Raw genomic sequence first — 26064 nt, 5'->3', positions numbered from 1 at the left:
GCCAGATTTACAGTGCGACGGCTTTTTCGATGATGACGTCTTCTTTCGGCACGTCATCATGGAAACCCTTGCGGCCGGTCTTCACGGCCTTGATCTTGTCAACCACATCGGTGCCGGAAACCACTTTGCCAAACACGGCATAACCCCAGCCTTGGGCGGAGGGTGCAGTGTGGTTCAGGAAGCCGTTGTCTGCGATGTTGATGAAGAACTGGGCGGTGGCCGAGTGGGGGTCGCTGGTGCGCGCCATCGCCACGGTGTAGTTGGCGTTCTTCAGGCCGTTGTTGGCTTCGTTTTCGACAGGCGCGTCGGTGGTCTTTTGGGCCATGCCGGGCTCCATGCCACCGCCTTGCACCATGAAGCCGGGGATGACGCGGTGAAAGATGGTGTTGTTGTAGTGGCCCTTGGCCACATAGGACAGGAAGTTGGCGACCGACTTGGGCGCCTTGTCAGCGTCGAGTTCCAGGGTGATCACACCGTAGCCGGCGACGTGGAGTTCTACTTGGGGATTGCTCATGATTTATTTCGCCAATGTGGCGGAGTTGATAACAATGGGAGTGCGCGGTACGTCCGTGGGAAACGGGCCACCGGCGCCGGTGGGGGTGGTGCGGATTTTCTGGACAACGTCCATGCCGCTCACGACCTTGCCGAACACGGTGTAGCCAAACAGCTGGGGCGCATTGACCAGCCGTTCTCTGGGCATGTCCTTGTAGACCTGGCCCTGGTATTCAAAGCGGGGAACCGGGTCGCCCGGCGGGATCACCGTGGGGTCGAGAAACGCGTTGTCCTGCACGTTGATAAAGAACTGCGCGGTGGCGGACTGCGGGTCGCCGGTGCGGGCCATGGCCAGCGTGCCGGTCACGTTTTTGAGGCCGCCGCGCTCCATGGCTTCGCGCCCTTCGTGGACCACGGGGGGGCGGGTTTTCTTCTCTACGTACTTAGCGTCAAAGCCGCCACCCTGCACCATAAAGTTGGGAATCACGCGGTGAAAAATCGTGCCGTCGTAGTGTTTGTCTTTCACGTACTGCAGAAAATTTTCTACGGTCTTGGGCGCCTTGTCGGGGTAGACCTCGACCACGAAATCACCTGCCGTGGTCTGGAATTTCACACGGGGTGCAGTCTGTGCCAAAGCGGGCAGGGGCAGCAGTGCGGCGGCACATGCGGCGACCCACAGGCGGCGGCTCAGTGATTGCAATGCCATTACAGCGTTCCTTCAAAGAAGATTTTCCACTGGGTGCCCTGGCGCATCCAGTACTGGCGCTTGGTCCAGCCGGTTTTGGTGCCGTCGGCGACTTCGCCAAAGGTCACCACCATGGTGTCTGCAGCGTCGGTCCAGCGCAGATAGCTCACATCCTTGAGTTGCACGGTGCGGCCTTGCACTTTGGAAATTTCGGTTTTCAGCGTCGGAGTCCACTGTGACAGTGTCTTGCCGTTGCTGGTGAAGTCCGGCGTGTAGAAAGACAGAATCTGATTCAGGTCGCCCGCCGTCTTGGCATTGCGCCAGGCGTACAGCGCGTCTTCAAAAGGTTTGCTTTCGGCGCGTGCGCTGCTAGGCGTAACCCACTGCAGCTGGGTCGCAATGACCACCGGCGTGGTGCGCACCTGCACCGTACGGATGATGTGCTCCAGGTCGGGGTTGGCCAGCACCACACAGCCGTCGGTCGCCAGCGGAGGGCGCGAAAACTGGTTGGGTGGTGTGCCGTGCAGCCAGATGCCGCTGCCGGTCTTGCCACGTTTGCTGTCCAGAATGTTGGGGTAGTTGATGGGCAAGGCACCCGAGCCGTAAAAGTCCTTCAGAGACTTCGGGTCCAGGTTGCTGGTGATGTAGTACACGCCCAGCGGTGTGCGCTGATCGCCTTCGACCGTCTTGGACGTGCCGGCCTTGCCCACCGATATGTAGTAATCAGACACCAGCCGCAGGCCGGTGGGCGTGTTCTCAAACAGGTACAGCCGCGAGCGCGAAGCATCTACTGCGATGGCATGTTTGGAACGCTGCGACAGCGCCAGAAATTGCGAAGGAATGGAGCCAGCGGGTGGGCGTTCACGCAGCGCTTTGAGGCGGCGTTGTGATTCCTCACGCAGCTCGCCCAGCGTGGTGCTGGCACTGCGTGCCATGTCTTCGGGCACATCGCCAAAGGTCTTGACCTGGCGCGTGCGCGCTGCCAGCAGGTCGCCGTAGACCAGTTGTGCCAACTGGAAAGTCGGGTGGTCCTCGACCAGGGCCTCGGCTTTTTCAAAAGCTGTCCGGTTCTGGGCCTGACCAATCAGGTTGTAGATCTCGATCAGGCGGGCTTCGGCAACTCCGTCATTGTTCTTCTGGACGGGGCGGGATGCTTCGACCTTGACGGTACGCGCTTGTGGCGCTGCGTGCGCCGCCGGGACAGTCGCCACCAGCACAGCGGCCAACAGTGGCAAAAAAAACAACCGTGTCATTTCAGCGGATCAGCTGGCATTGGATTCTTTGACGATTTGCCAGCGCTCGCCGTTTTTCACCAAATCCAGCGTTTTTTGGCTGGAGACAGCCAGGCTACCGGACTTGTAGTCCTGGCGGAACTTGGCCGTGGCCTTGTTGCCATTGACCGTCACATGGAGATTGCTAAGCCGGACCGTGATGGTGGCTTTGGTGGTAATGCGCTGGCGACGCTCTTCTTCCCAATCGCTGCGGGTCTTGGATCCCGGTGGGTCGAATTCCTTGCCGTAGGCACCCAGGTAGCCCTTGACATCCTTGGCCGCCCAGGCGGCGGCCCAGGCGCGCACCGCGGCTTCGGCTTCCTTGACGCCCGTGTTGGTAGCAGCAGGCGGGGTGGGGGCAGGTGTCGGCGTTGTGGCGGCGGGCGGGGCGACAGTTACGGGGGCCGATGCAACGGGTGCCGGTGCCGGCTTGGTTTCAGGCGCCTTGGTGATATTGGTGGCCGGCAGGGTGGGCGGAGGCTTGCTTGCCACCGGTGGTGTCACCGCAGCCGCAGGTGCGGTGGGTGTGGTTGCCGAAGACAGCGTAGGGCGTTGGCCCTTGGCACCGGGTGCAAACAGTTCGCGGATCAGTGCCAGCTTGGGCGCCACGGCCGGGTTGGTGCCGTCGAGTTGCAGCGCCTTGTTGTAGGCCTGGCTGGCCAACTTGGCATACACGTCACCCAGGTTTTCATGGGCGGTAGCGTAGCTGGGGTTGGTTCGGATGGCCATTTCCAGCGCGGTGCGGGCCTTGTCAAACTGGCTCTGGCCTGCGTACAGGACCGCCAGGTTGTTGTACGGCTCGGGCAGCTCCGGGTAGTCCTCGGTCAGGCGGCTGAACGTGGCAATCGCGTCATTGGTTTTGCCGGCGTCGCGCTGGATCACGCCCTTGAGGAAACGCATCTGCGGGTCGCGCGGTTTGGTCGCCAGATACAGGTCGGCTTTGGTGAGTGCTTCGGGCAATTTGCCGGCACGCACCAACTGGGAGACGTCCGCATACTCGTCAGCGTGCGCCACCGAGAACATCATGCTGGCTGCAAGGGCCAACAAGCGAAGGGAATGGGATACGGGGGAACGGGCGTGCTTCATAAAGCCTTTTGATTCTTGCGCATGGAATGGCCCCCTGCATGGGAGCTATATACTGCGCTGGATTGTAGCTGAGGGGTGGCGCTGCCTGCTGTGGCAGACCACTAAGATTGACTCTAACGAGAACCGTAGCGGCTAGAGACTTTGCCGGGGCATGGTAGCCCCGCGCAACCGCACTGAAATACCCATGAGTTTGCGCATTTACAACACGCTGTCGCGTGCGATGGAGCCGTTTTCCCCGATCGAGGCAGGCCACGTGCGTATGTACGTCTGTGGCATGACCATTTATGACCTGTGCCACATCGGTCACGCGCGCATGATGATGGCGTTTGATGTGGTGCAACGCTGGTTCAAGGCCAGTGGCCTGCGCGTCACTTACGTGCGCAACATCACCGACATTGACGACAAGATCATCAAGCGTGCGCTGGAGCGGGGCATCACCATCCGCCAGCTCACCGACGAAATGATCGTTGCGATGCACGCCGATATCGGTGCACTGGGCATTGAGCCCCCGTCGGTAGAGCCCCGTGCGACCGAGTACGTACCACAAATGCTGTCCCTGATTGGCCAGCTCGAAGGCAAGGGCCTGGCCTACCGCGCCAGTAACGGCGATGTGAACTATTCGGTGCGCAAGTTTCCAGGCTACGGCAAGCTGTCGGGCAAGTCGCTGGACGAGTTGCGTGCCGGTGAACGTGTGGCGGTGCTGGATGGCAAGGAAGACCCGCTGGACTTTGTGCTGTGGAAATCCGCCAAGCCCGAAGAGCCGGCCGACGCCAAATGGGCGAGCGTGTTTGGTACGGGGCGTCCAGGCTGGCACATCGAGTGCTCGGCCATGAGCTGCTCCACGCTGGGCGAAACCTTTGACATCCACGGTGGCGGGGCTGACCTGCAATTCCCGCATCACGAAAACGAGATCGCCCAGAGCGAAGGTGCCACGGGCAAGCCGCTGGCGCATTTCTGGGTGCACAACGGCTTTGTGCGTGTGGACAACGAGAAGATGAGCAAGTCGCTCGGCAACTTCTTCACCATCCGCGACGTGCTGAAGCAATACGACGCGGAAACCGTGCGCTTTTTCATTGTGCGCGCCCACTACCGCAGCGCGCTGAATTACAGCGACGCGCATCTGGACGATGCACGCCAGTCCCTCAAGCGCCTGTACACCGCGCTGGACCAGATGGCACCGGCAGTGGTGGCGATTGATTGGGCCAATCCCTACGCGGCGCGTTTCAAGGCTGCCATGGATGAAGACTTTGGCACGCCCGAGGCGGTGGCGGTGCTGTTTGACCTGGCCAGCGAAGTCAACCGCACCCAATCGGCTGAACTGGCCGGGCTGCTGCGCGCGCTGGGTGGTGTGCTGGGCTTGTTGCAGCAAGACCCCAAGGCCTTTCTGCAGGCGGGAGCCGCGCTGGATGACACGGCTATCCAGGCCCAGATTGCAAAACGCGCTGCGGCCAAGGCCGCCAAAGATTTCGCATTGGCCGACAGCATCCGCAAGGAGCTGCTGGCGCAGGGTATTGTTCTCAAGGACTCTCCCACTGGTACGACTTGGGAAGTGCTGCAGTAATGGCCACGACCAAAAAAGTGCTGCCCGTGCAGCAGACGCCCTATTTTTGGGAAGAGGCCTGCAAACATCTGGTCAAGAAAGACCGGGTGATGAAGCGCCTGATCCCCCAGTTTGGTGATGCCTGCCTGCAAACCCGGGGCGACGCTTTTGTGACGCTGGCGCGCAGCATTGTGGGCCAGCAAAGTTCGGTGAAGGCGGCCCAGACCGTGTGGGACCGTTTTGCGCTGTTGCCCAAACGCATGACGGCCGCCAATGTGCTCAAGCTCAAGGTGGACGATATGCGCGCCGCGGGCCTTTCCGTGCGAAAGGTCGAGTACCTGGTGGACCTGGCGCTGCACTTTGACAATGGCACGCTGCACGTCAAGGCCTGGGAAGGCATGGCGGACGAGGACATCATTGCCGAACTGGTCGCCATCCGTGGCATTGGCCGCTGGACGGCCGAGATGTTCCTGATCTTCCATCTGATGCGGCCCAACGTACTGCCCCTGGACGACGAGGGGCTGCTCAGCGGCATCAGCCACAACTATTTTTCGGGCGACGTAGTGAGCCGCAGCGACGCCCGGGAAGTGGCCGCCGCCTGGGCGCCGTACTGCAGTGTCGCAACTTGGTATATTTGGCGCTCGCTGGATCCGCTGCCAGTAGCGTACTAACCGGTGACGGGCGCCCCATGGGGGCCCCAGCCGCAAGAAGGAGAGAAGCATTGGCCAAGAAGACATTTCTGGATTTTGAGCAACCGATTGCCGAGCTGGAAGGCAAGATTGAAGAATTGCGCTATGTGCAAAATGAGTCTGCTGTTGATATTTCTGCGGAAATCGAGCAGCTCAGCAAGAAAAGCCAGCAACTTACCAAAGACATTTACAGTGACCTGAGCCCCTGGCAGATCACCAAGATCGCCCGCCACGCCGAGCGTCCCTACACGCTGGACTATGTGGGCGAAATCTTCACGCACTTCGTGGAGCTGCACGGTGACCGCCACTTTGCCGACGACCTGAGCATTGTGGGTGGTCTAGCGCGGTTCAACGGCACGCCCTGCATGGTGTTGGGCCAACAAAAGGGCCGCGACACCAAGGAACGCGGCCTGCGCAACTTCGGCATGAGCAAGCCCGAGGGCTACCGCAAGGCGCTGCGCCTGATGAAGCTGGCCGAGAAGTTCAAGCTGCCGGTATTCACCTTTGTGGACACGCCTGGCGCCTACCCCGGGATTGACGCCGAAGAGCGCGGCCAGTCCGAGGCCATTGGCCGCAACATCTTTGAGATGGCCCAGCTTGAGGTGCCGATCATCACCACCATCATTGGTGAAGGTGGCTCTGGCGGCGCGTTGGCGATCTCGGTGGCCGACCAGGTCATCATGATGCAGTACGCGGTGTATTCGGTGATCAGTCCCGAAGGCTGTGCGTCCATTCTGTGGAAGACCTCGGACAAGGCGCAGGAAGCGGCCGATGCACTGGGCATTACCGCGCACCGTCTCAAGGCCCTTGGGCTGGTCGACAAGATCGTCAACGAACCCGTGGGTGGCGCCCACCGCGACCACAAGCAGGCTTCGGCTTTCCTCAAGCGGGCTTTGGCAGATGCCTACCGCCAAATCAGTGATCTCAAGGTCAAGGAGCTGCTGGACCGCCGCTACGAGCGCCTGCAAAGCTACGGCCGCTTCACCGACACCAAGGCCAGCGCCAAATAAGGCGATGGTTGTGCCGCCATGACCCAGTCGCTGGACGCGGCGATGCGGGGCTTTCAGCCCGCCTTGCCGCTGGCGGTGGGCTTGAGCGGTGGTGCTGATTCGACAGCATTGCTGTTGGCCTGCGCCCGCCAATGGCCGGGGCAGGTGGTCGCTTTTCACGTCAACCACGGTTTGCAGGCCGCCGCCGCCACATTTGAGCAACATTGCCAGGCACTGTGCGCAGGGCTCAACGTGCCGCTGCACATTCAAAAAGTGGACGCCAGTGCCCGTGACGGGCAAAGCCCCGAAGATGCCGCCCGTATTGCGCGTTACAAGGCTTTTAGTGCTCTAGCCCGCATGGAGACTGCGCAGCCAGCTATTCAATCGATAGCAATTGCGCAGCATGCCGACGACCAGGTGGAGACCCTGTTGCTGGCGCTGAGCCGTGGCGCCGGTCTGGCCGGCCTGAGCGCCATGCCAGCGCGCTGGCAGCGCGACGGTATCGATTACCACCGCCCGTTGCTAGCCGTCAGCGCAGCCGATATCCGCCTCTGGCTGGCGGAGCAGGGCGCTACTTTTGTGGACGACCCCACCAACACGGATGAGAATTTCACGCGCAACCGCATTCGGGCGCGGCTGTTGCCGGCCCTGCAGGCCGCGTTTCCCCAGTTTCGTGACACTTTTGCGCGCAGCGCCAGCCATGCGGCGCAGGCGCAGGCCTTGCTGGATGAGGTCGCGCAGCAGGATTGGTCAGGCGTATGCGCTGACGGCGATAGTCAGCCCCGTATCAAGCAGGTGCAGCTTCTCAGCCGCGCGCGCCAGGCCAATTTGTTACGGCACTGGCTCAAGCTCACCTACCAGGTTATTCCCAGCACCGCCCAACTGGAGGAGCTGCTGGACCAGGTGGCCGCCTGCACCACGCGGGGTCACCGCATCCATATCAAGGTGGGGCAGGGCTTTGTGCAGCGCAATGGCCCGGGGTTGGCTTGGTACAATCCCTAGTTCCCCTTCGGTTTAGCTCTTAAAAAACAAGATTTCATGGCTCTGATCGTTCACAAATACGGCGGCACGTCGATGGGTTCTACGGACCGCATCCGCAATGTCGCCAAGCGCGTTGCCAAATGGGCGCGCGCTGGCCACCAGATGGTGGTCGTTCCCTCCGCCATGAGTGGCGAAACCAACCGTCTCCTGGGTCTGGCCAAAGAGCTGGCCCCGTCCAAACAGGGCGAGGCCTATGGCCGCGAGCTGGACATGCTGGCCGCCACCGGCGAGCAGGCCTCCAGCGCGCTCTTGGCCATCGCGCTGCAGGCCGAAGGTATGGAATCGGTCAGCTACGCCGGCTGGCAAGTCCCCATTCGTACCAACAGCGCCTATACCAAGGCCCGCATCGAATCGATTGACGACGTGCGCGTGCGCGCCGATCTGGATTCCGGCAAGGTCGTGATCGTGACCGGCTTCCAGGGTGTGGACGACGAAGGCCACATCACCACGCTGGGACGCGGTGGCTCGGACACGTCAGCCGTGGCGGTAGCCGCTGCCATGAAGGCGCATGAATGCCTGATCTACACCGATGTGGACGGCGTCTACACCACTGACCCGCGCGTGGTGCCCGAGGCGCGCCGCCTGCAGACAGTGAGCTTTGAAGAGATGCTGGAGATGGCCTCCATGGGGTCCAAGGTCCTGCAAATCCGCTCGGTGGAGTTCGCCGGCAAATACAAGGTGCCGCTGCGTGTGCTGAGCAGCTTCACCCCCTGGGATATTGACATCAACGAGGAAGCCGCATCCGGCACCCTGATCACTTTTGAGGAAGACGAACACATGGAACAAGCCATTGTTTCCGGCATTGCATTCAACCGCGACGAGGCCAAGATCTCCGTGATGGGCGTGCCCGACAAGCCCGGTATCGCGTACCAGATCCTGGGTGCGGTGGCCGACGCCAACGTCGAAGTCGATGTGATCATCCAGAACGTCAGCAAGGACGGCAAGACCGATTTCAGCTTCACCGTCAACCGCGGCGAATACGCCAAGGCGATGGACCTGCTCAATGACAAGGTGCTGCCCAGCCTGGGCGCCAAGGAAGTGGTGGGCGACACCAAGATCTGCAAGGTCTCCATCGTCGGAATCGGCATGCGCAGCCACGTGGGCGTCGCCGCCCGCATGTTCCGCGTGTTGTCCGAAGAAGGCATCAACATCCAGATGATTTCCACCTCCGAAATCAAGACTTCGGTGGTGATTGACGAGAAATACATGGAGCTGGCCGTGCGCGCCTTGCACAAGGCGTTTGATCTGGACCAGCCAACTGCGTAAAAACAGCCCAGAGTCGTGCGATAATCTCGCCTGACCTTTAGGAGACGTGACCGAGTGGCCGAAGGTGCTCCCCTGCTAAGGGAGTATGGGGTGTAGAGCCTCATCGAGGGTTCGAATCCCTCCGTCTCCGCCAAACCTGAAAAGCTCCGCAATGAAAATTGCGGGGCTTTTTTTATGCGTGTTTCTGCGGAAGGACTTAGTCCACCGACGCGCTCCAGCGCTCACCCCATCCCTTGTCCAGATCGCGCCGGTCGCGCTTGGTGGGACGGCCGTGGGTGATGGCGGCGGCGGGTTCCGGGCTCAGGCGCTTTTGTTCTGCCATTTTGGCGCGTTGCGCGAGGCTGTCAGCGGTTTCCTCAAACAGCTGCGCTGCTATCGTGGCCGAACCACGCTGTGCGCTGAGGCCTTTGACCACCACGATGCGGCGCACCTGGCCCTGCAGCAGGGTGATGGTGTCGCCGATGTGGACCTCGCGCGAGGGTTTGGCATCCAGTGGCCCTACTTGCACCCGGCCGCGGGTTAGTTCTTCGGCTGCCAGCGCGCGGGTCTTGAAGAAGCGCGCGGCCCAGAGCCACTTGTCGATTCGGATTTTTTCCATGTTGTGGGGGATTACCTCAAAGGGAACTCAGGGGCAGTTTGACACAGGCGTCGAGTCCGCGCACCAACCCTTCCTCAATGCGGTTATTGAGCTGGATACTGCCGTCCAGCGAACGCACAATTTCCAGCGCAATCGTCAGGCCCAGGCCCGTACCGGTGCGGGTGTTGCCGGTGGCAAAGGGCTGGAACAGGCGCATGCGCAACTCGTCAGTGATGCCTTCGCCCGTGTCCGTGATGGTCAACACCGCCATGCCTTGGTCGGGTTCCACGCGTACGGCAAGCGTGCCTTGCGCAGGCGTGTGCCGTATGGCGTTGTGCAACAGGTTGCGCGCCAGTTCGCGCAGCATCCAGTCGTGGGCCAATACCAGGCAGGGCACGGTGTCCAGCGCGAAGTCGATGTCTTTTTCAGCAATCAGGGGCGACAGGTCCAGTGCCAGCGCACGCACGATGGCCGACCAGTCCAGCGGCGCAAAATCGCGCTGCTGGCGCAACTGTTCCACCTTGGCCAAAGAGAGCATCTGGTTGGCCAGCACGGTGGCGCGGTCTACCGTGACTTCAATGTCCTGCAGCGCGGTGACTGCCTCCAGGTCACCACGCAGCGCGGACTGCACCTGCACCTTGAGCACGGCCAGCGGCGTGCGCAACTGGTGGGCTGCGTCGCGCACAAAACGTTTCTGGTTGTCCAGCAAATGCTGCAGCCTTGTCATGACCTGGTTGGTGGCTTCTGTCAGTGGTTGCAGTTCGCGCGGCAATCCGGAATGTGCGATGGGCGTGAGGTCATCTTCGTTGCGCTGGCGCAAGTGGTCGCTGAGCTGGCGCACCGGACGGGTCGCGCGTTGCACCACCACCAGCACCACCACCAGAATGACGCTGATGAGCATGGCCTGGCGCTGCAGTGTTTCGACGAGGATTTGCCGGGCCAGTGTGTGCCGCAATTCCAGCGTTTCGGCCACCTGCACTATGGCCATGGCGCGCCCCCGATTGCTGGCCACGGGCTGCAGCAGCACGGCCACGCGCACCGGGTCGCCACGGAACTGGTCGTCGTAAAAGTCCACCAGCGCCGCATAGGGCCCCTGGTTGGGCAGGGTACCGTGCCACGCGGTCAGGTCTTCGGCACCATCAATCCATTGGCCGCGCGCATTCGAGACCCGGTAGTTCATGCGGCTGCGGTTGTCGGCCTCAAAAGCCTCCAGCGCAGAGTAGGGGAGTTCCGTGCGGATGACGGCGTCCGGGCCTTCGCCTTCCACGTCCAGCAATTCACCAATGGCCTTGGCCGACGCCAGCAGCGTGCGGTCGTAGGCAATGTTGACGGCCTGCAACGCTTGCCGGTACAGGCTGATCGTGTCCACCACCACAAACAGGGCGATGGGTACCAGGATGCCGATGAGCAGGTGTCGGCGCAGGGAGCCCGGGCGCGCAGGGGTGGACATGTCAGCTCGAAGCTTTCAGCAGATAGCCCAGGCCACGCAGGGTCATCAGCGTGACGCCGGTGTCGGCCAGTTTCTTGCGTAGCCGGTGCACCACCACTTCAATGGCCTCGTAGTGCACATGGTCCTCTCCGGGGAAGACGATTTCAAACAGCCGCTCCTTGGCCACGGCGTGGCCGGGCTTGGCCATCAGGGCACGTAAGAGCGCCAGCTCACGCGGTGTCACATCCATGATGTCCTGGCGCAAATACATGGCCCCATTGGCGGGTTCGAAGCGCAGCGGGCCCACGCGCACGCTGTCTTCGGCAGGCGCACGGGGGCTGTTGCTGTGGCGCCGGTGCAGGGCGCGCACGCGGGCTTCGAGTTCGTCCAGGTCAAACGGCTTGGGCAGGTAGTCATCCGCGCCGGCGTTGAGGCCCAGCACTTTGTCGCCCACCGTGCCGCGCGCCGTGAGCAGCAGCACCGGGGTGTCCAGGGATGCCTGGCGGGCACTGCGCAGCACGTCCAGTCCGTCCACGTTGGGCAGGTTCAGGTCCAGCACCACCACGTCCGGCAGCAGGCTTTGCCACAGAGGCAGGGCGAGTGCGCCGTCATGGCACACGTCCACACGCATGCCGCTGCGCGACAGGCTGCGCTGCAGGGTGGCGCGCAGTGTCAAATCGTCTTCAACGAGCAGCAGATGCATGGGGTTTTCCCTAGGGATTTGGACAGCCGTTTGAAAGGCTGGCGGCGCATCATAGGACGGTTTTCATACTGAGGAGATACCAACATGCGTCGCGATACCTTTCTGAAATCCATGGCCGTTTTGGCCGCAGCGGGTGCCCTGCCCCTGACTGCCCGTGCAGCTGCCAATCTGAAGATGATGATTCCGGCCAACCCCGGTGGTGGCTGGGACGGCACAGGCCGTGCCCTGGGAAAGGCCTTGATTGATGCCAAGGTGGCTGACACGGTGCAGTACGAAAACAAGGGCGGCGCGGCTGGCGTGATCGGTCTGGCCCAGTTCGTCAACGCGGCCAAGGGCGATGTCAACTCCATCATGATCACCGGCGCGGTGATGGTGGGCGGCATCATCACCGGTAAACCTGCCGTGTCTCTGGACAAGGCCACGCCGATTGCCCGTATCACCAGCGAATACAACGTGTTTGTGGTGCCTGCCGACTCTCCCCTCAAGACCATGAAGGATGTGGTCGCCCAGATGCAGAAAGACCCCGGCAGCGTGAAGTGGGGCGGCGGTTCGCGTGGCTCCACCGAGCACATTTGTGCTTCCATGCTGGCTACCAAGGTCGGCGTCGATCCCAAGAAGGTCAACTACGTAGCCTTCCGGGGCGGCGGTGAGGCGACGGCGGCCATTCTGGGTGGCAACGTGACGGTGGGCGGCAGCGGCTACAGCGAGTTTGCCGAGTACATCGCCGCGGGCAAGATGCGCCCGATTGGTGTGACCTCCGAGAAACGCCTGCCCGGCATCAATGTACCGACCATGAAAGAGCAAGGCTACGACGTGGTGCTGGGCAACTGGCGTGCGGTCTATGGCGCGCCCGGCATCACGGCCGAGCAGCGTGCGGCGCTGACCGAGCTGGTGGTCAAGGCCACCAAGTCCAAGTCCTGGGCCGAGTCGCTGGAGAAAAACGGCTGGACGCCCGCGCTGTTGACGGGCAAGGCCTTTGACGAGTTCGTGGACAACGAGTTCGCCAGCCTGCGCGGCATCATGCATCTGTCGGGAATGGTGTGATGTCGGCAACGATCAAGACCCGCCAGCAGTTGCTGGTGGGCCTGGGTGTGTTGGTGCTGGCGGTCGGTCTGGCCGCAGGCGCCTGGATCATCCCGTCAGAAGCCGGTTATGCCGGCATCGGCCCAGACTTCCTGCCCTGGCTGGTGTCGGTAGCTTTGCTGGTCTGTGGCGGTTTTCTGGTGTGGGAGTCCCAAACCGGCGGCTTTCGCGACATGGACGAATCCGACAGTGATGAGCCGCCCTACTGGGCAGGCTTTGTCTGGATGTCGGCCGGTCTGCTGCTCAACGCCGCCCTGATCACCACCATTGGCTTCATCTTCAGCTGCGCACTGTGTTTTGTGCTGGCCTCGCGTGGCATGCGTTTGGCGCAAGGCACGGCGGGCACGGGCCTGCGTGCCTGGTTGACGGACGCGGTGGTGGGGCTGCTGATTGCGGCACCGGTGTATTGGATGTTTACGCAGTTTCTGGCCATCAACCTGCCGGGTCTGACGCAAAGTGGGTGGCTGTAATGGATATCTGGAACCAACTTTTACAGGGCTTTGTCACGGCGGGTACGCCAGTCAATCTGCTCTGGGCCTTTGTCGGCTGTGCGCTGGGTACGGCGGTGGGCGTGCTGCCCGGCATCGGCCCCGCCACCGCTGTGGCCATGCTGCTGCCCATCACCACCAAGGTGGACGCTACCGCATCGATGATTTTCTTTGCCGGTATCTATTACGGCGCGATGTACGGCGGCTCGACCACCTCCATCCTGCTCAACACACCGGGTGAAACGGCCAGCATGGTCACGGCCATGGAAGGCAACAAGATGGCCAAGAGCGGGCGTGCGGGTGCGGCGCTGGCCACCTCGGCGATTGGCTCGTTTGTGGCTGGCACCATCGCCACCATCATCGTGACACTGTTTGCGCCGGTGGTGGCGGAATTTGCCGTCAAGCTGGGCCCACCCGAGTACTTTTGCCTGATGCTGCTGGCCTTCACCACGGTGAGCGCGGTGCTGGGCCAAAGCACAGTGCGTGGCCTCACGGCCCTGTTCATCGGGCTGGCTGCTGGCCTGATCGGCATGGACCAGATCACCGGTCAGGCGCGTTACACCGGCAATGTTCCGGAGCTGCTGGACGGTGTGGAAATCGTGCTGGTGGCCGTAGGCCTGTTTGCCGTGTCCGAAGCGCTGCATGCCGTGCTGTTTGAAGGCAAGGTGAAAGAGTCCGAGAACCAGATGAGCCGCGTCACCATGACCAAGAGCGACTGGCGCCGTTCCATCCCGGCCTGGATTCGTGGCACCGCCATTGGTGCGCCGTTTGGTTGCATCCCCGCTGGCGGCACCGAAATCCCTACCTTCCTGAGCTACGCCACCGAAAAGAAACTCGCCAAGGGAGAGCACCAGGCCGAGTTCGGCACCAAGGGCGCCATCGAAGGTGTGGCCGGGCCTGAGGCCGCCAATAACGCCACGGTAACCACCGCGCTGATTCCTCTGCTGACGCTGGGCATTCCGGTGTCCAACACCACGGCGATTTTGCTGGGCGCATTCCAGAACTACGGCATCCAGCCCGGACCGCAGCTGTTCAGCAGTTCGTCTGCGCTGGTGTGGGCGCTAATTGCGTCGCTGTACATCGGCAATGTGATGCTGCTGGTGCTGAACCTGCCGCTGGTCGGCCTGTGGGTCAAGCTGCTCAAGGTGCCCAAGGCCCAGCTCTACGCCGGCATCCTGATCTTTGCCACCGTGGGTACTTACGGCATGCGCCAGAGCGCCTTCGACTTGCTGCTGCTCTATGGCATTGGCGTGCTGGGTCTGCTGATGCGTCGCTTCAGCTTTCCCACCGCCCCCGTCATCGTGGGCATGATCCTGGGCCCATTGGCCGAAGCGCAGTTACGCAATGCCATGTCGATCGGCGAAGGCAGCGCCATGATCTTCCTGCAGCGCCCGATGTCGCTCACGCTGCTGGTGATTGTGGTGGCGGTGTTGGTGCTGCCACGCGTGGCCAAGGCGATGTCCAAAAGGTCTGTCAAAACGCTGGCCTAGCCGGATTTTCAGCCACTAGTGTCCGGTAAATTTTGCATCAGGGCAGTTCAAACCTAAGCTGGATGCGGGTTTCAAGAGCTTTTTGGATTCCGGCGATTTGAAATCCGATTTTTGCCCGTGGGCATATCGTGACCTCATTTTTCGAGGTTTACGTCATGAACGCTGGTCGCACGGTATTCGCGCAATTGCTGGCCGTCGTACCGTTTAGCCACTTTGAACACCTCGTTGATAGGTACCAAGCCAACCGCTGGACACGGGATTTCACTGCCTGGAGCCAATTCATTTGCATGGCCTACGCGCAGTTCACTCGCAGGGAAGGCTTGCGCGACCTGATCGTGTGCCTGAACTCGCAAAGCTCCAAGCTTTACCACTGCGGCCTGCGTCAGCGTGTATCACGCTCCACATTGGCCGATGCCAACGAGCGGCGTGACTCGCATTTGTTCGAAGCACTGGGGCAACGCCTGATCGAAACCGCGTTGGATTTGTACAAAGACCATGACATCGGCTTGGGCCTCAAGGAGCCACTGTATGCCATGGACTCCACCACCATCGACTTGTGTCTGAAACTGTTTCCCTGGGCTGACTTTCGGTCCACCAAAGCGGGAATCAAGGCCCATACGGTGATCGACCTGCGGGGTGCCATTCCAGTGATGCTATCGATCACCACCGGCAAAGTCGGCGACTCGGGGCAATTGGATGCATTGAGTCTGCCCAAGGGCTCTATCGTCGTGCTGGATCGCGGCTACGTGGACTTTGCAAGGTTGCACCGCTTGGTGCAACGGGAGTGCAGCTTTGTGGTGCGCGCCAAAGACAATTTGAGCTTCATCTGCAGTGAAGCCCACGCGGCTGATGTGCAAACCGGCGTGTACTCGGATCAAACCATTGTGCTGACGGGGGAGCGCTCCAAGAAAGGCTACCCTGAGCCTTTGCGCCGGGTACGTTTCTACGATGCAGTGAGTTGTTTGGAACTCGTCTTTCTAACCAACCGTCTAGACCTATCCGCCCTCACCATCGCAGCCATCTACAAGCAGCGCTGGCAGATTGAGCTGTTCTTCAAATGGCTCAAGCAGAACCTGAACATCCAACACTTCTTTGGCAATTCATTGAACGCGGTGAGATCACAGATATGGATTGCAGTGTGTACCTATTTGATAGCTTTGGTCGCACACCACGGACTACATACTGACCTGTCACTGCGTAACTTCTTGCATCTGGTGGAGGTCAACATGTTTGAGAAGATCTCTTTGGCTCAGATGGTAGACAACGCTATCAAGGACGACAGTTTCGAAGAGCTGAAATCGCAGGTTGAACTCTTCTGAAAACGGGGCAAAATTTACCGGACAGTAGTGATTTTCAGCATCAAAAGGGGCTGTTGTCCGCACGGAATGTGCGCGTGCAGCTCCTTTTTTTATAGCAAATTGCAGACCGTAGCGCACGGGTAACATCGCCGCATGGACAAGCCCGATATCCTCCCACGCGACGCCCAGAGCATTCTGGAGCTGGCGGCGCGCTCCATGTTCGAACTCTTCGCCAGCGCCAGCGAAGGCATGATGCTGGTGGACCGCCAGGCGCGTGTGGTCTGGATCAACGACCAGTACAAACGTTTCTTGCCCGCCCTGGGCTTTGAGCGTGAAGAAGACTTTGTCGGCCATCCGGTTTCGCAGGTCGTGCACAACACCCAGATGCACCAGGTGCTGGAGAGCGGCAAGCCCATCCTGATTGATTTGCTGACCAACCGCGCCGGTACCTTTGTGGTCAGCCGCATTCCGTTGCGTGATTCCGAAGGGCAAGTCATAGGCGCCTTGGGTATCGTGTTGTTCGACCACCCCGAGACCACGCTGCAGCCGCTGATCGAGAAATTTGCGCTCTTGCAGCGCGACCTGGACGACGCGCGGCGCGAACTCGCCAGCCAGCGCCTGCAAAGCACCGGACAGAGGCAGTCCAAATACACCTTTGCCAGCTTCGTGGGCCAAAGCCCGGCAGCGGTGGAAGTCAAACGCCAGGCGCGCCGCGCCGCACAGTCCAGCAGCCCCGTGCTGCTGCTGGGAGAGACCGGCACCGGCAAGGAGCTGCTGGCCCACGCCATCCACGCCGCCTCCGCGCGCGCCAAGGGCGCTTTTATCAGCGTCAACATCGCGGCGGTGCCCGAGTCGCTGCTGGAGGCCGAATTCTTTGGCTACGTGCCCGGTGCCTTTACCGGCGCCGACCGCAAGGGTCGCGACGGCAAGTTCCGCCTGGCCAGTGGTGGCACCCTGTTTCTCGACGAAATTGGAGACATGCCCCAGGCCCTGCAAAGCAAGTTGCTGCGCGCGCTGCAGGAGGGCGAGATTGAACCGTTGGGCTCTAACAAGCTGCTGCCCATCAATGTGCGGGTGATTGCCGCCACCTCACGCGACCTGGCGGGCCTGGTCCGCGCGGGCACGTTCCGCGAGGATTTGTTCTACCGCCTCAATGTGTTGCCCATTCGCGTGCCGCCGCTGCGCGAGCGGCGCGCCGATATTGCGGCGCTGCTGGAAGTGCTGGGCGAAGATGTGGCCCTGCGCAGCGGCTTGCCATCGCCCGAACTTTCGCCGCAGGCGCTGGCCCTGCTGGAAGCACAAGCCTGGCGCGGCAACATCCGTGAATTGTGCAATGTGCTGGAGCAGGCCGCCATGCGCAGCGAGTCGCACCGCATCGAGGTGCAGGACATTGAGACCGTGTTGCGCGAGTCGGGCCTGCCACCCTTGGCCGCCACGGTACCGCAGGCGGATCAGGCGACACCCGATGCCGGCGATGCACCCTCCGACACGGACGGGCTTTTGCGCCCATTGGCCGAGCAGGTCGCGGAGCTGGAAACCAGGGCGATCCAGGCCGCCCTGAGCGCCCACAAAGGCAACAAAGTGGCAGCAGCCAAGGCGCTGGGGATTGCACGGGCGACCTTGTATGGACGTCTTTAGTGTGGCCAATATTTATACAAATGTCTAAAAATGAGACAATATTTGTGTATTTAAATTAGACATAAATTAAAAATAAAGCCTGAATTTCAAAAATATCCAATGAAATCAAGGCTTTGAAATTTGGCATGGATCGTGCAAAACGGTGCATGGTTAGCTATTACAACAGGAGACTTGCATGCACCCAACCCGTCTGAAGACTGTGGCCGTCCGTGCCACGCTGATCGCCGCTGGCCTGTGCGCCGCTGTGGTCGGCAGCACCGCCATCGCCCAGTCCAACGAAATCAAGATCGCTCACATTTACAGCAAGACCGGCCCTCTGGAAGCCTATGGCAAGCAGACCCAGGTCGGGTTCATGATGGGCCTGGACTACGCCACCGGCGGCACCATGATGGTCGCTGGCAAAAAGATCACCGTGATCGAGAAAGACGACCAGGGCAAGCCTGACCAGGGCAAGAGCCTGCTGGCCGCCGCCTATGGCGATGACAAGGTCGATCTGGCCGTGGGCCCCACGGCATCTCCCGTCGCGCTGGCCATGTTGCCCGTGGCTGAGGAATACAAAAAGATCCTGTTGGTGGAGCCTGCCGTGGCCGACTCCATCACCGGTGACAAGTGGAACAAGTACATCTTCCGCACCGGCCGCAACAGCTCGCAGGACGCCATCTCCAACGCCGTGGCGCTGGACAAGGCCGGTGTGACCATTGCCACCATGGCGCAAGACTCGGCCTTTGGCCGCGACGGCGTCAAGGCCTTCCGTGAAGCCATCAAAAAGGCCAAGCTGGTCCACGAAGAGTACCTGCCACCCGCCACCACCGACTTCACCGCCGGTGGCCAGCGCCTGATCGACAAACTCAAGGATATCCCCGGCCGCAAGGTGATCTTCATCATCTGGGCTGGCGGCAACCCCTTCAAGATTGCCGACATGGACTTGAAGCGCCATGGCATTGAAATCGCTACCGGCGGCAACATCCTGCCCGCCATGACCGCCTACAAGCAGTTCCCCGGTATGGAAGGCGCGGCGTACTACTACTTCGGCATTCCCAAAAATGCGGTCAACGAAGCCATGGTGGCGCGCCACTACAGCCAGTTCAAGTCGCCACCCGACTTCTTCACTGCCGGTGGCTTCAGTGCTGCGATGGCCGTGGTCACTGCGCTGAAAAACAGCAAAGGTGATACCAGTGCCAACACGCTGATCAAGACCATGGAAGGCATGAGCTTTGACACGCCCAAGGGCAAGATGACCTTCCGCAAGGAAGACCACCAAGCCATGCAAAGCATGTACCACTTCAAGATCAAGGTCGACCCGGCTTTTGCCTGGGGTGTGCCTGAACTGGTGCGCGAGATCAAGGCGGAAGAGATGGATGTCCCCATCCGCAACAAACGGTAACTGATCAAGTGCTCTGCTACTGCGCGTGCCGATGGCGGCGTTGCGCAGTGCTCGAAATCCTCACGTACACAAGTACGTTCCGGTTCCTGCGCGCTGTGCGCCTTGCCCTCGACCCGCTCGCTACGCCGCTCCCTTGATCAGGGGAGGCAAAAACAAAATGCTCGAAACCAAAGAACTCACGATCCGCTTCGGTGGCCACGTGGCGGTGAATGCTGTCAGCTGTACGTTTCAGCCTGGCACCTTGACCGCTATCGTCGGCCCCAACGGCGCCGGTAAAACCACCTACTTCAACCTGATCTCCGGTCAGTTGAAGGCCAGCCATGGCGAGGTGTTTTTGAATGGCCATGCGCTCACGCAGATGAGCCCTTCAGCACGCACGCGTGCTGGTCTGGGGCGGGCGTTTCAGCTGACCAATCTGTTTCCCAATCTGTCGGTGCTGGAGAATGTGCGCCTGGCGGTGCAGGCCACACAGGGTGGCAAACATTTGCGCGGGCTCAACCTGTGGAGTATCTGGAGCGACCACCGGGCGCTGACCCAGCGTGCGCTGGAGATTCTGGGGGATGTGGCCATGCTGGAGCAGCAGGAGCAGACTGTGGCCAGCCTGCCGCACGGCGACCAGCGCAAGCTGGAAGTCGCCTTGCTCATGGCGCTGGACCCCGAAATTTTCATGTTCGACGAACCCACCGCGGGCATGAGCCACGACGAGGCCCCCGTGATCCTGAACCTGATCCGCGCGCTCAAGAAGGACAAGCGCAAAACCATTCTTCTGGTGGAGCACAAGATGGACGTGGTGCGCGAACTGGCCGACCGCATCATCGTGCTGCACAACGGCACGCTGGTGGCCGATGGTGACCCGGCCGAGGTGATTGCTTCGCCTGTGGTTCAGGAAGCGTATCTGGGCGTGGCGCCAATTTCCGAGTCCGTTCGGACTGAGGAACCCGTTCGGGCTGAGCCTGTCGAAGCCCTTCGACCCGCTCAGGGCGAACGGGGAGGGGAGCACGCATGAGCGCTGCCAACAACAACCTGCTGACTCTGTCCGGCGTACATACGCACATTGGTGCGTACCACATCCTGCACGGCGTGGACCTGTCCATTCCGCGCGGCCAGCTCACCATGCTGCTGGGCCGCAATGGCGCGGGCAAGACCACCACGCTGCGCACCATCATGGGCCTGTGGCATGCCTCCAGTGGCTCGGTGCACTTTGACGCGCGCGATATCACGGCGCTCGAAACACCGCAGATCGCCGGCCTGAACATTGCCTATGTGCCCGAAAACATGGGCATCTTTGCCGACCTCACGGTCAAAGAAAACATGCTGCTGGCCGCACGCGCGGCCAAACGCGCCCAAGATATGGACGACACGCGCTTGCAGTGGATTTTTTCGCTGTTCCCCGCGGTAGAGAAATTCTGGAACCACCCCGCAGGCAAGCTCTCGGGCGGACAAAAACAGATGTTGGCGGTGGCCCGCGCGATTGTCGAGCCGCGCGAATTGCTGATCGTGGACGAGCCCAGCAAAGGCCTGGCGCCCGCCATCATCAACAACATGATCGACGCGTTTGCCCAGCTCAAGAAGACGGGCACAACCATTCTGCTGGTCGAACAAAACATCAGCTTTGCCAAACGCCTGGGTGACCAGGTGGCGGTGATGGACAACGGGCGTGTGGTGCATGTCGGCACCATGCAGGAACTCGCAGACAACGAAGAACTGCAGCACACGCTGCTGGGGCTGGCCATATGAAATCAATCGACTTCGACTGGAAGCCGCTGGCGCTGGTGCCACTGCTGGCTGTGCTGGTGTTGCCCTTCATCGGCTCACCTTCGACCTGGCTCACGCTCACGGTGGCGGGCCTAGCCATGGGCATGATCATCTTCATCATTGCCTCGGGCCTCACGCTGGTGTTTGGCCTGATGGACGTGCTGAACTTCGGCCATGGTGTTTTCATCGCACTGGGGGCTTTTGTGGCCACCACCGTGATGGGATTCATGGGTGACTGGACCGGTTCGGATGTGCTGTGGCGCAACTGGGTGGCTGTGCTGCCTGCGATGCTGGTGGCCATGCTGGTGGCCGGTGCGCTGGGGTTGGCGTTTGAGCGTTTCATCGTGCGGCCGGTGTACGGCCAGCATCTGAAGCAGATTCTCATCACCATGGGCGGCATGATCATTGGTGAAGAACTCATCAAGGTGATCTGGGGCCCGGCGCAGATTCCGCTGCCGCTGCCCGAAGGCATGCGCGGCTCCGTGTTGCTGGGCGACGCAGCCATTGAGAAATACCGTCTGATGGCCGTGGTGGTGGGGCTGCTGGTGTTTGCCGCACTGGCCTGGGTGCTGAGTCGCACCAAGATCGGTCTGCTGATCCGCGCCGGCGTGCAGGACCGCGAGATGGTGGAGTCCCTGGGCTACCGCATCAAGCGCATCTTTATCGGTGTGTTTGTGGTGGGCAGCGCGCTGGCGGGCCTGGGTGGTGTGATGTGGGGGCTGTACCAGCAGTCGGTCACGCCGCAGATGGGCGCACAGGTCAATGTGTTGATCTTCATCGTGATCATCATTGGCGGGCTGGGTTCCACCGGTGGCGCCTTGATCGGGGCCTTGCTGGTCGGGCTGATGGCCAACTACACCGGCTTCCTGTTGCCGAAGGTCGCGCTCTTTTCCAACATTGCACTCATGGTCGCCATTTTGTTGTGGCGTCCGCAGGGTGTCTATCCAGTCGCGAACCGGTAAGGGGCACAAATATGTTCCAACGCATTCTTTCCAAAGACCTGCCACGCAGCCGCTGGCTGTCCGGCCTGTTGCTGCTGCTGGTCCTGGCGCTGGCGTTCACGCCGTTCATCTTTCCGGGTGTGAAGCCACTCAATGTGGCGGCCAAGGTGTTGATCTTTATCGTGCTGGTCGCCAGTTTCGATCTGTTGTTGGGCTACACCGGCATCGTGAGTTTTGCGCACACCATGTTTTTTGGCATTGGTGCCTATGGCATTGCCATTGCCACCACACGTTTGGGTGCCACCTGGGAGGCGCTGGCCGTGGGGCTGGGTGCGTCGCTGCTGCTGTCGTTTGTGCTGGCGCTGGTGGTGGGGCTGTTTTCGCTGCGCGTGCGGGCCATCTTCTTTGCCATGATCACGCTGGCGGTGGCCTCGGCGTTTCTCACGCTGGCCTCGCAACTGCACGAGTTCACCGGTGGTGAAGACGGCCTGAGTTTCAAAGTGCCCGAAATCCTGTCGCCCAGCTACGAGTTCAGCGAGCAGCCTTTCCTGGGCGTGTCGCTCGATGGTCGCCTGCTGTGTTACTACCTGCTGTTCGTGACGGCCGTGGTGCTGTTCCTGGCCTTGCTGCGCATCGTCAACTCGCCGTTTGGCCGCGTGTTGCAGGCCATCCGTGAAAACGAATTCCGCGCCGAGGCCATTGGTTACCGCGTGGTGGTGTACCGCACCACGTCCAGCATCCTGTCCGCGCTATTCGCCTGTATGGCCGGTGCGATGCTGGCGCTCTGGCTGCGCTACAACGGGCCCGATACCTCGCTGTCCTTCGAGATCATGATGGACGTGTTGCTGATTGTGGTGATTGGCGGCATGGGCACCATGTATGGGGCGGTTGTCGGCGCGGCGCTGTTCCTCGTGGCGCAGAGTTACCTGCAGGAGTTGCTGCGCATGGGCAGCGAGGCAGTCGTGGCCTGGCCCATGCTCTCGGCCTTGCTGTCGCCCGACCGCTGGCTGCTCTGGCTGGGCGTGTTGTTTGTGCTGTCGGTGTATTACTTCCCCACGGGTGTGGTCGGGCGCCTGCGCCAGGCTGCGCTGCCCACGACCGCCGCGCCATTGCGCTAACCAGCAGAGGTTGCCACCATGATGCCTACTTCCCACTACCTGCAGTGCGCTGGCTATGAAATCCACACCACCCAATGGGGGCCGGTGGATGCGCCGGTGGTGATCGCCTGGCACGGCCTGGCACGCACGGGCCGCGACATGGACGAACTGGCCCAGCACCTCAGTGGCCGTTACCGCGTGGTCTGCCCCGACACGCTGGGCCGGGGCTTGAGCCAATGGAGCAGCAAACCCGATGAGGAATATTGCCTGGCGTTCTACGCGCGTATTGCCGCTGACCTGTTTGAGCAGTTGAAGATTGAACGGGCACACTGGGTGGGCACCTCCATGGGCGGTGCCATTGGCACGGTGTGCGCGTCGGGCCTGTTTCAGCCTGCGCTCAAGGCCCGCATTCAAAGCCTCACGCTCAACGACAACGCGCCCGAACTGGCACCCGAGGCGCTGACCCGCATCCGTGCCTACGCCGGTAGTCCGCCATCCTTTGCCACGGTGCAGGAGCTCGAAGCCTTCTTCCGCCAGGTCTACAAACCGTATGGCTGGCTCAGCGACGCGCAGTGGCGTCGCCTGACCGAAACCTCCACACGCCGCCTGCCCGACGGGCGTGTCACCCCGCATTACGACCCGGCCATGGTGCGCCAGTTCATAGCGCACACCAATGACTACCTGATCTGGGACCACTATGACGCGCTGGACCTCCCCGTGTTGTGCCTGCGTGGTGCCGATTCGGACCTGGTCTTGCCCCACACCACGGCGGCCATGTTGCAACGCGGCCCCGGCTTGCGCGGCCAGACACGGGTGGTGGAAATCGCCGGTTGTGGCCATGCACCGGCGCTCAACGTGCCGGACCAGCTCACACTGGTCAGCGACTTCATAAACGCCCATGCTTGAGCAGATCAAACGCGGCCTGCAGCGCATGCTGCATGTGGGTGAGGGTGCCGCCTTGGCCCCGACCCAGATGGGATTGATCCCGGTGGAAGAGATACGCCACTGCTTGCTGGAATGCCTGGGTGAGCTGGGCAGTGCGCGTTACCCGGCGGTGGAGCGGCGCATCTGGCTGGAGAACCATGTGGCCGGCCTGTGGTGCCTGCGCGCCGATCTGATGGCGGCCCTGTCCGACCTGTACGGCGAGGTGGTCGCGCTGGAAAAGCTGCGCCAGGTCACCCCCTTGTTTGCCGGCCACGTGCCGCAGGCAGCAGCATTTTCCGTCTCGGAGCGCTAAACCACGCCAGGGCAGACCGTCTGGACTGTCACCCATGAGGCATCTCCTCTGGCCTCCTCTGTTATAGAGTGGCCACACAGGAGACACGTACGATGAAAAGACAAGTCTGGTTCGGGGCACTGGCCCTGTGGTTCTGCGCAAGCGCCATGGCTGCTGGTGCAGCGCGCCCCAACATCGTGGTGCTGGTGGCCGACGACTGGGGCTTCACCGACGTCGGCGCTTTTGGCGGCGAGATCGCCACGCCCCACCTCGATGCGCTGGCCCAACGCGGCGCCCGTTTCTCCAACTTCCACGTGGCGGCCTCCTGTTCCCCCACACGCTCCATGCTGCTTACCGGTGTGGACAACCACCGCAACGGCGTGGGCAACCTGCGCGAAGCCATGCCCCCCGAGCACCTGGGCCAACCCGGGTACCAAGGCTCACTGACCAGCCGCGTGGTGACGGTGTCCACCCTGCTGCAGGACAGCGGTTACCGCACTTACATCGCCGGCAAATGGAATGTGGGCTCCGAGCCCTACAACCTGCCTAACGCGCGCGGCTTTGACCGGTCCATCATCCAGGGTGATACCGGCTCCGACAACTGGGAACCGGCCAAACGCTACCTGCCGCACTCGGCCAAGGTGGATTGGTTTGAAGACGGCAAAGAGGCGGTCATGCCCGCGGACTACTACTCGTCGCAGTACTTTGTGGACCGCACGATTGACTACCTCAAGACTGACGCCAAGGTCGGCAAGCCATTTTTTGCCTATGTGGGCTTCCAGGCCAACCATGTGCCGCTGCAGGCACCTGCGGCCTTCATTGAGAAGTACCGCGGCAAATACAAGGACGGTTGGGACGCACTGCGCCTCGCACGCCGCGACCGCGCAGCCGCACTGGGCCTGATCCCCAAAGACACGCCCATGGTGCGCATGAACACCACCGCCGACTGGAACGCCCTGAGCGAGAAGGACAAGCTTTACGAGCAGCGCCGCATGGAGGTCTACGCCGGCATGGCCGATGCGATGGACCACGAAGTGGGCCGCCTGGTGGACTACCTAAAGCAAAGCGGCCAGTACGACAATACGGTGTTCGTTTTTCTGTCCGACAACGGCGCCGAAGCTTCGGATTACAAGGAAGCGCGGCTTTGGCTCAAGACCCAGTACACCCAGGACATCGACAAGCTGGGGGGCAAAGGCGCCTACGGTATCGCCGGCCCGAGCTGGGCCAGCGCCAGCAGCTCGCCGCTGAACACCTACAAGTTTTACGCAGGGGAGGGCGGCATCCGCACGCCGCTCATTATCTCGGGTGTGCCCGGCATGCCGCACAACCAGATCCAGCAGGGGCTGGCCCACGTGACAGACATTGCGCCCACGCTGCTGGACCTGGCGCAGGTGGCGCGCCCCGGCAACACCTACAAGAACCAGCCCGTGGAGCCGATCGCTGGTGTGAGCCTGTTGCCCGTGCTGCTGGGCCGCAGCCAGCAGGCGCGCGCCAGCGACCAGCCGCTGGGGTATGAGCTGTCAGGCAACCTGGCCTTGTTCAAGGGCGACCTCAAGCTGGTCAAAAACCTGCCGCCCGTGGGCGATGGCCAGTGGCACCTGTACGACCTGCGCACCGACCCCGGCGAAACCCGCGACTTGCAGGTCCAGATGCCCGAAGCCTTCCAGGCACTGCAGGCCGACTTTGACGCGTATGCCAAGTCCCATGGCGTGTTGCCCATGCCCGAGGGCTACAGCCCGTCGCGCCAGGTGCTGATCAACAGCGTGCTGCACTATTGGTGGCCCACCTATGGGACCAAAGTGATATCGGTGCTGGTGGCCCTGCTAGCGCTGGTGACCTGGGGCCTGCTGCGGCGGCGCAATCGGCGCCGGATTTTTTAGAAGCCCGAGCAGGGAGCATTGACAAG

The 26064-nt window shown here is 61.6% G+C and carries 25 protein-coding genes and 1 tRNA gene; 19 read left to right on the top strand and 7 right to left on the bottom strand.

Translation table 11 applies throughout. From position 1 onward, the window contains the following. Positions 1–7: 7 nt before the first annotated feature. The 4 genes from RS694_RS12240 to RS694_RS12225 are packed head-to-tail and all read right to left on the bottom strand — an operon-like array spanning position 8 to position 3534. The gene (locus RS694_RS12240) at positions 8–514 is read right to left on the bottom strand and encodes a peptidylprolyl isomerase (protein ID WP_029707734.1); all 507 of its coding nucleotides are present in this window, start codon (positions 512–514) and stop codon (positions 8–10) included. A gap of 3 nt (positions 515–517) precedes the next feature. Further along, positions 518–1198: a peptidylprolyl isomerase gene (locus RS694_RS12235; RefSeq protein ID WP_029707735.1), complete on the bottom strand. Its 681-nt coding sequence runs from the start codon at positions 1196–1198 to the stop codon at positions 518–520. Beyond that, entirely contained in the window at positions 1198–2430 is a 1233-nt protein-coding gene (locus RS694_RS12230; protein WP_029707736.1) for a L,D-transpeptidase family protein, read from the bottom strand. The genes RS694_RS12235 and RS694_RS12230 overlap by 1 nt, the downstream gene beginning before the upstream one ends. 9 nt (positions 2431–2439) lie before the next feature. Continuing rightward, the gene (locus RS694_RS12225) at positions 2440–3534 is read right to left on the bottom strand and encodes a tetratricopeptide repeat protein (RefSeq protein ID WP_076069636.1); all 1095 of its coding nucleotides are present in this window, start codon (positions 3532–3534) and stop codon (positions 2440–2442) included. Positions 3535–3718: 184 nt separating this feature from the next. Here RS694_RS12225 and cysS point away from each other — a divergent pair, with 184 nt between their 5' ends. The 6 genes from cysS (at position 3719) to RS694_RS12195 (ending at position 9192) form a co-directional block, all read left to right on the top strand. Beyond that, entirely contained in the window at positions 3719–5095 is a 1377-nt protein-coding gene (gene cysS / locus RS694_RS12220; RefSeq protein ID WP_029709613.1) for a cysteine--tRNA ligase, read from the top strand. Next, the gene (locus tag RS694_RS12215; RefSeq protein ID WP_029709612.1) at positions 5095–5745 is read left to right on the top strand and encodes a DNA-3-methyladenine glycosylase family protein; all 651 of its coding nucleotides are present in this window, start codon (positions 5095–5097) and stop codon (positions 5743–5745) included. The genes cysS and RS694_RS12215 overlap by 1 nt, the downstream gene beginning before the upstream one ends. A gap of 50 nt (positions 5746–5795) precedes the next feature. Next, the gene (locus RS694_RS12210; RefSeq protein ID WP_029709611.1) at positions 5796–6773 is read left to right on the top strand and encodes an acetyl-CoA carboxylase carboxyltransferase subunit alpha; all 978 of its coding nucleotides are present in this window, start codon (positions 5796–5798) and stop codon (positions 6771–6773) included. An 18-nt stretch (positions 6774–6791) separates the two neighbouring features. Then, positions 6792–7754: a tRNA lysidine(34) synthetase TilS gene (tilS, locus tag RS694_RS12205; RefSeq protein WP_029709610.1), complete on the top strand. Its 963-nt coding sequence runs from the start codon at positions 6792–6794 to the stop codon at positions 7752–7754. Positions 7755–7790: 36 nt separating this feature from the next. Next, positions 7791–9059 (top strand): aspartate kinase, encoded by a 1269-nt coding sequence (locus RS694_RS12200; protein ID WP_029709609.1) that lies wholly within the window; start codon positions 7791–7793, stop codon positions 9057–9059. 40 nt (positions 9060–9099) lie between these two features. Next, positions 9100–9192: transfer RNA gene (locus tag RS694_RS12195), tRNA-Ser, on the top strand. 63 nt (positions 9193–9255) lie between these two features. Here the strand turns inward: RS694_RS12195 and RS694_RS12190 are convergent. The 3 genes from RS694_RS12190 to RS694_RS12180 are packed head-to-tail and all read right to left on the bottom strand — an operon-like array spanning position 9256 to position 11768. Then, positions 9256–9657: an RNA-binding S4 domain-containing protein gene (locus tag RS694_RS12190; RefSeq protein WP_029709608.1), complete on the bottom strand. Its 402-nt coding sequence runs from the start codon at positions 9655–9657 to the stop codon at positions 9256–9258. Positions 9658–9673: 16 nt separating this feature from the next. Then, positions 9674–11086 (bottom strand): sensor histidine kinase, encoded by a 1413-nt coding sequence (locus tag RS694_RS12185; RefSeq protein WP_029709607.1) that lies wholly within the window; start codon positions 11084–11086, stop codon positions 9674–9676. Position 11087: 1 nt separating this feature from the next. Next, positions 11088–11768, bottom strand: a complete 681-nt coding sequence (locus RS694_RS12180) for a response regulator transcription factor (RefSeq protein WP_029709606.1) — start codon at positions 11766–11768, stop codon at positions 11088–11090. A gap of 84 nt (positions 11769–11852) precedes the next feature. Between RS694_RS12180 and RS694_RS12175 the strand changes: the two genes are divergently transcribed. From RS694_RS12175 to RS694_RS12115, 13 genes are all read left to right on the top strand, one after another. Further along, a complete protein-coding gene (locus RS694_RS12175; RefSeq protein ID WP_029709605.1) occupies positions 11853–12812 on the top strand; it encodes a Bug family tripartite tricarboxylate transporter substrate binding protein in 960 nt (319 codons plus the stop codon). Continuing rightward, on the top strand, positions 12812–13321 hold the full coding sequence (locus tag RS694_RS12170) for a tripartite tricarboxylate transporter TctB family protein (RefSeq protein WP_076069633.1): 510 nt from the start codon (positions 12812–12814) through the stop codon (positions 13319–13321). Before RS694_RS12175 ends, RS694_RS12170 begins: the two co-directional genes overlap by 1 nt. Beyond that, positions 13321–14829 carry a tripartite tricarboxylate transporter permease gene (locus RS694_RS12165; RefSeq protein WP_029709603.1) on the top strand — a complete coding sequence of 503 codons (1509 nt, stop codon included), beginning with the start codon at positions 13321–13323 and terminating at the stop codon, positions 14827–14829. Before RS694_RS12170 ends, RS694_RS12165 begins: the two co-directional genes overlap by 1 nt. A 155-nt stretch (positions 14830–14984) precedes the next feature. Then, entirely contained in the window at positions 14985–16148 is a 1164-nt protein-coding gene (locus RS694_RS12160; RefSeq protein ID WP_029707262.1) for an IS4 family transposase, read from the top strand. A gap of 132 nt (positions 16149–16280) precedes the next feature. Further along, positions 16281–17765: a sigma-54 interaction domain-containing protein gene (locus RS694_RS12155; protein WP_029708881.1), complete on the top strand. Its 1485-nt coding sequence runs from the start codon at positions 16281–16283 to the stop codon at positions 17763–17765. Positions 17766–17940: 175 nt separating this feature from the next. Continuing rightward, positions 17941–19149, top strand: a complete 1209-nt coding sequence (locus RS694_RS12150; RefSeq protein ID WP_029708882.1) for a substrate-binding domain-containing protein — start codon at positions 17941–17943, stop codon at positions 19147–19149. A 157-nt stretch (positions 19150–19306) separates the two neighbouring features. Then, positions 19307–20155, top strand: coding sequence for an ABC transporter ATP-binding protein (locus RS694_RS12145; protein WP_081708682.1), 849 nt, complete (start codon positions 19307–19309; stop codon positions 20153–20155). Beyond that, a complete protein-coding gene (locus RS694_RS12140; RefSeq protein ID WP_029708884.1) occupies positions 20152–20886 on the top strand; it encodes an ABC transporter ATP-binding protein in 735 nt (244 codons plus the stop codon). Before RS694_RS12145 ends, RS694_RS12140 begins: the two co-directional genes overlap by 4 nt. Next, positions 20883–21866 (top strand): branched-chain amino acid ABC transporter permease, encoded by a 984-nt coding sequence (locus RS694_RS12135; protein ID WP_029708885.1) that lies wholly within the window; start codon positions 20883–20885, stop codon positions 21864–21866. The genes RS694_RS12140 and RS694_RS12135 overlap by 4 nt, the downstream gene beginning before the upstream one ends. Before the next feature lie 11 nt (positions 21867–21877). After that, positions 21878–22963 carry a branched-chain amino acid ABC transporter permease gene (locus tag RS694_RS12130; RefSeq protein ID WP_029708886.1) on the top strand — a complete coding sequence of 362 codons (1086 nt, stop codon included), beginning with the start codon at positions 21878–21880 and terminating at the stop codon, positions 22961–22963. Between the two features lie 18 nt (positions 22964–22981). After that, complete coding sequence (locus RS694_RS12125) at positions 22982–23848, top strand: alpha/beta fold hydrolase (protein ID WP_029708887.1); 867 nt, start codon at positions 22982–22984, stop codon at positions 23846–23848. Beyond that, positions 23841–24179, top strand: coding sequence for a hypothetical protein (locus tag RS694_RS12120; RefSeq protein WP_051392023.1), 339 nt, complete (start codon positions 23841–23843; stop codon positions 24177–24179). Before RS694_RS12125 ends, RS694_RS12120 begins: the two co-directional genes overlap by 8 nt. 92 nt (positions 24180–24271) lie before the next feature. Beyond that, the gene (locus RS694_RS12115; protein WP_029708889.1) at positions 24272–26038 is read left to right on the top strand and encodes an arylsulfatase; all 1767 of its coding nucleotides are present in this window, start codon (positions 24272–24274) and stop codon (positions 26036–26038) included. Positions 26039–26064: the final 26 nt, after the last annotated feature.

It is taken from the genome of Rhodoferax saidenbachensis (genome assembly GCF_001955715.1).
GTDB classification, from domain to species: domain Bacteria; phylum Pseudomonadota; class Gammaproteobacteria; order Burkholderiales; family Burkholderiaceae_C; genus Allorhodoferax; species Allorhodoferax saidenbachensis.
This window is presented reverse-complemented; position numbering and strand designations above follow the sequence as displayed.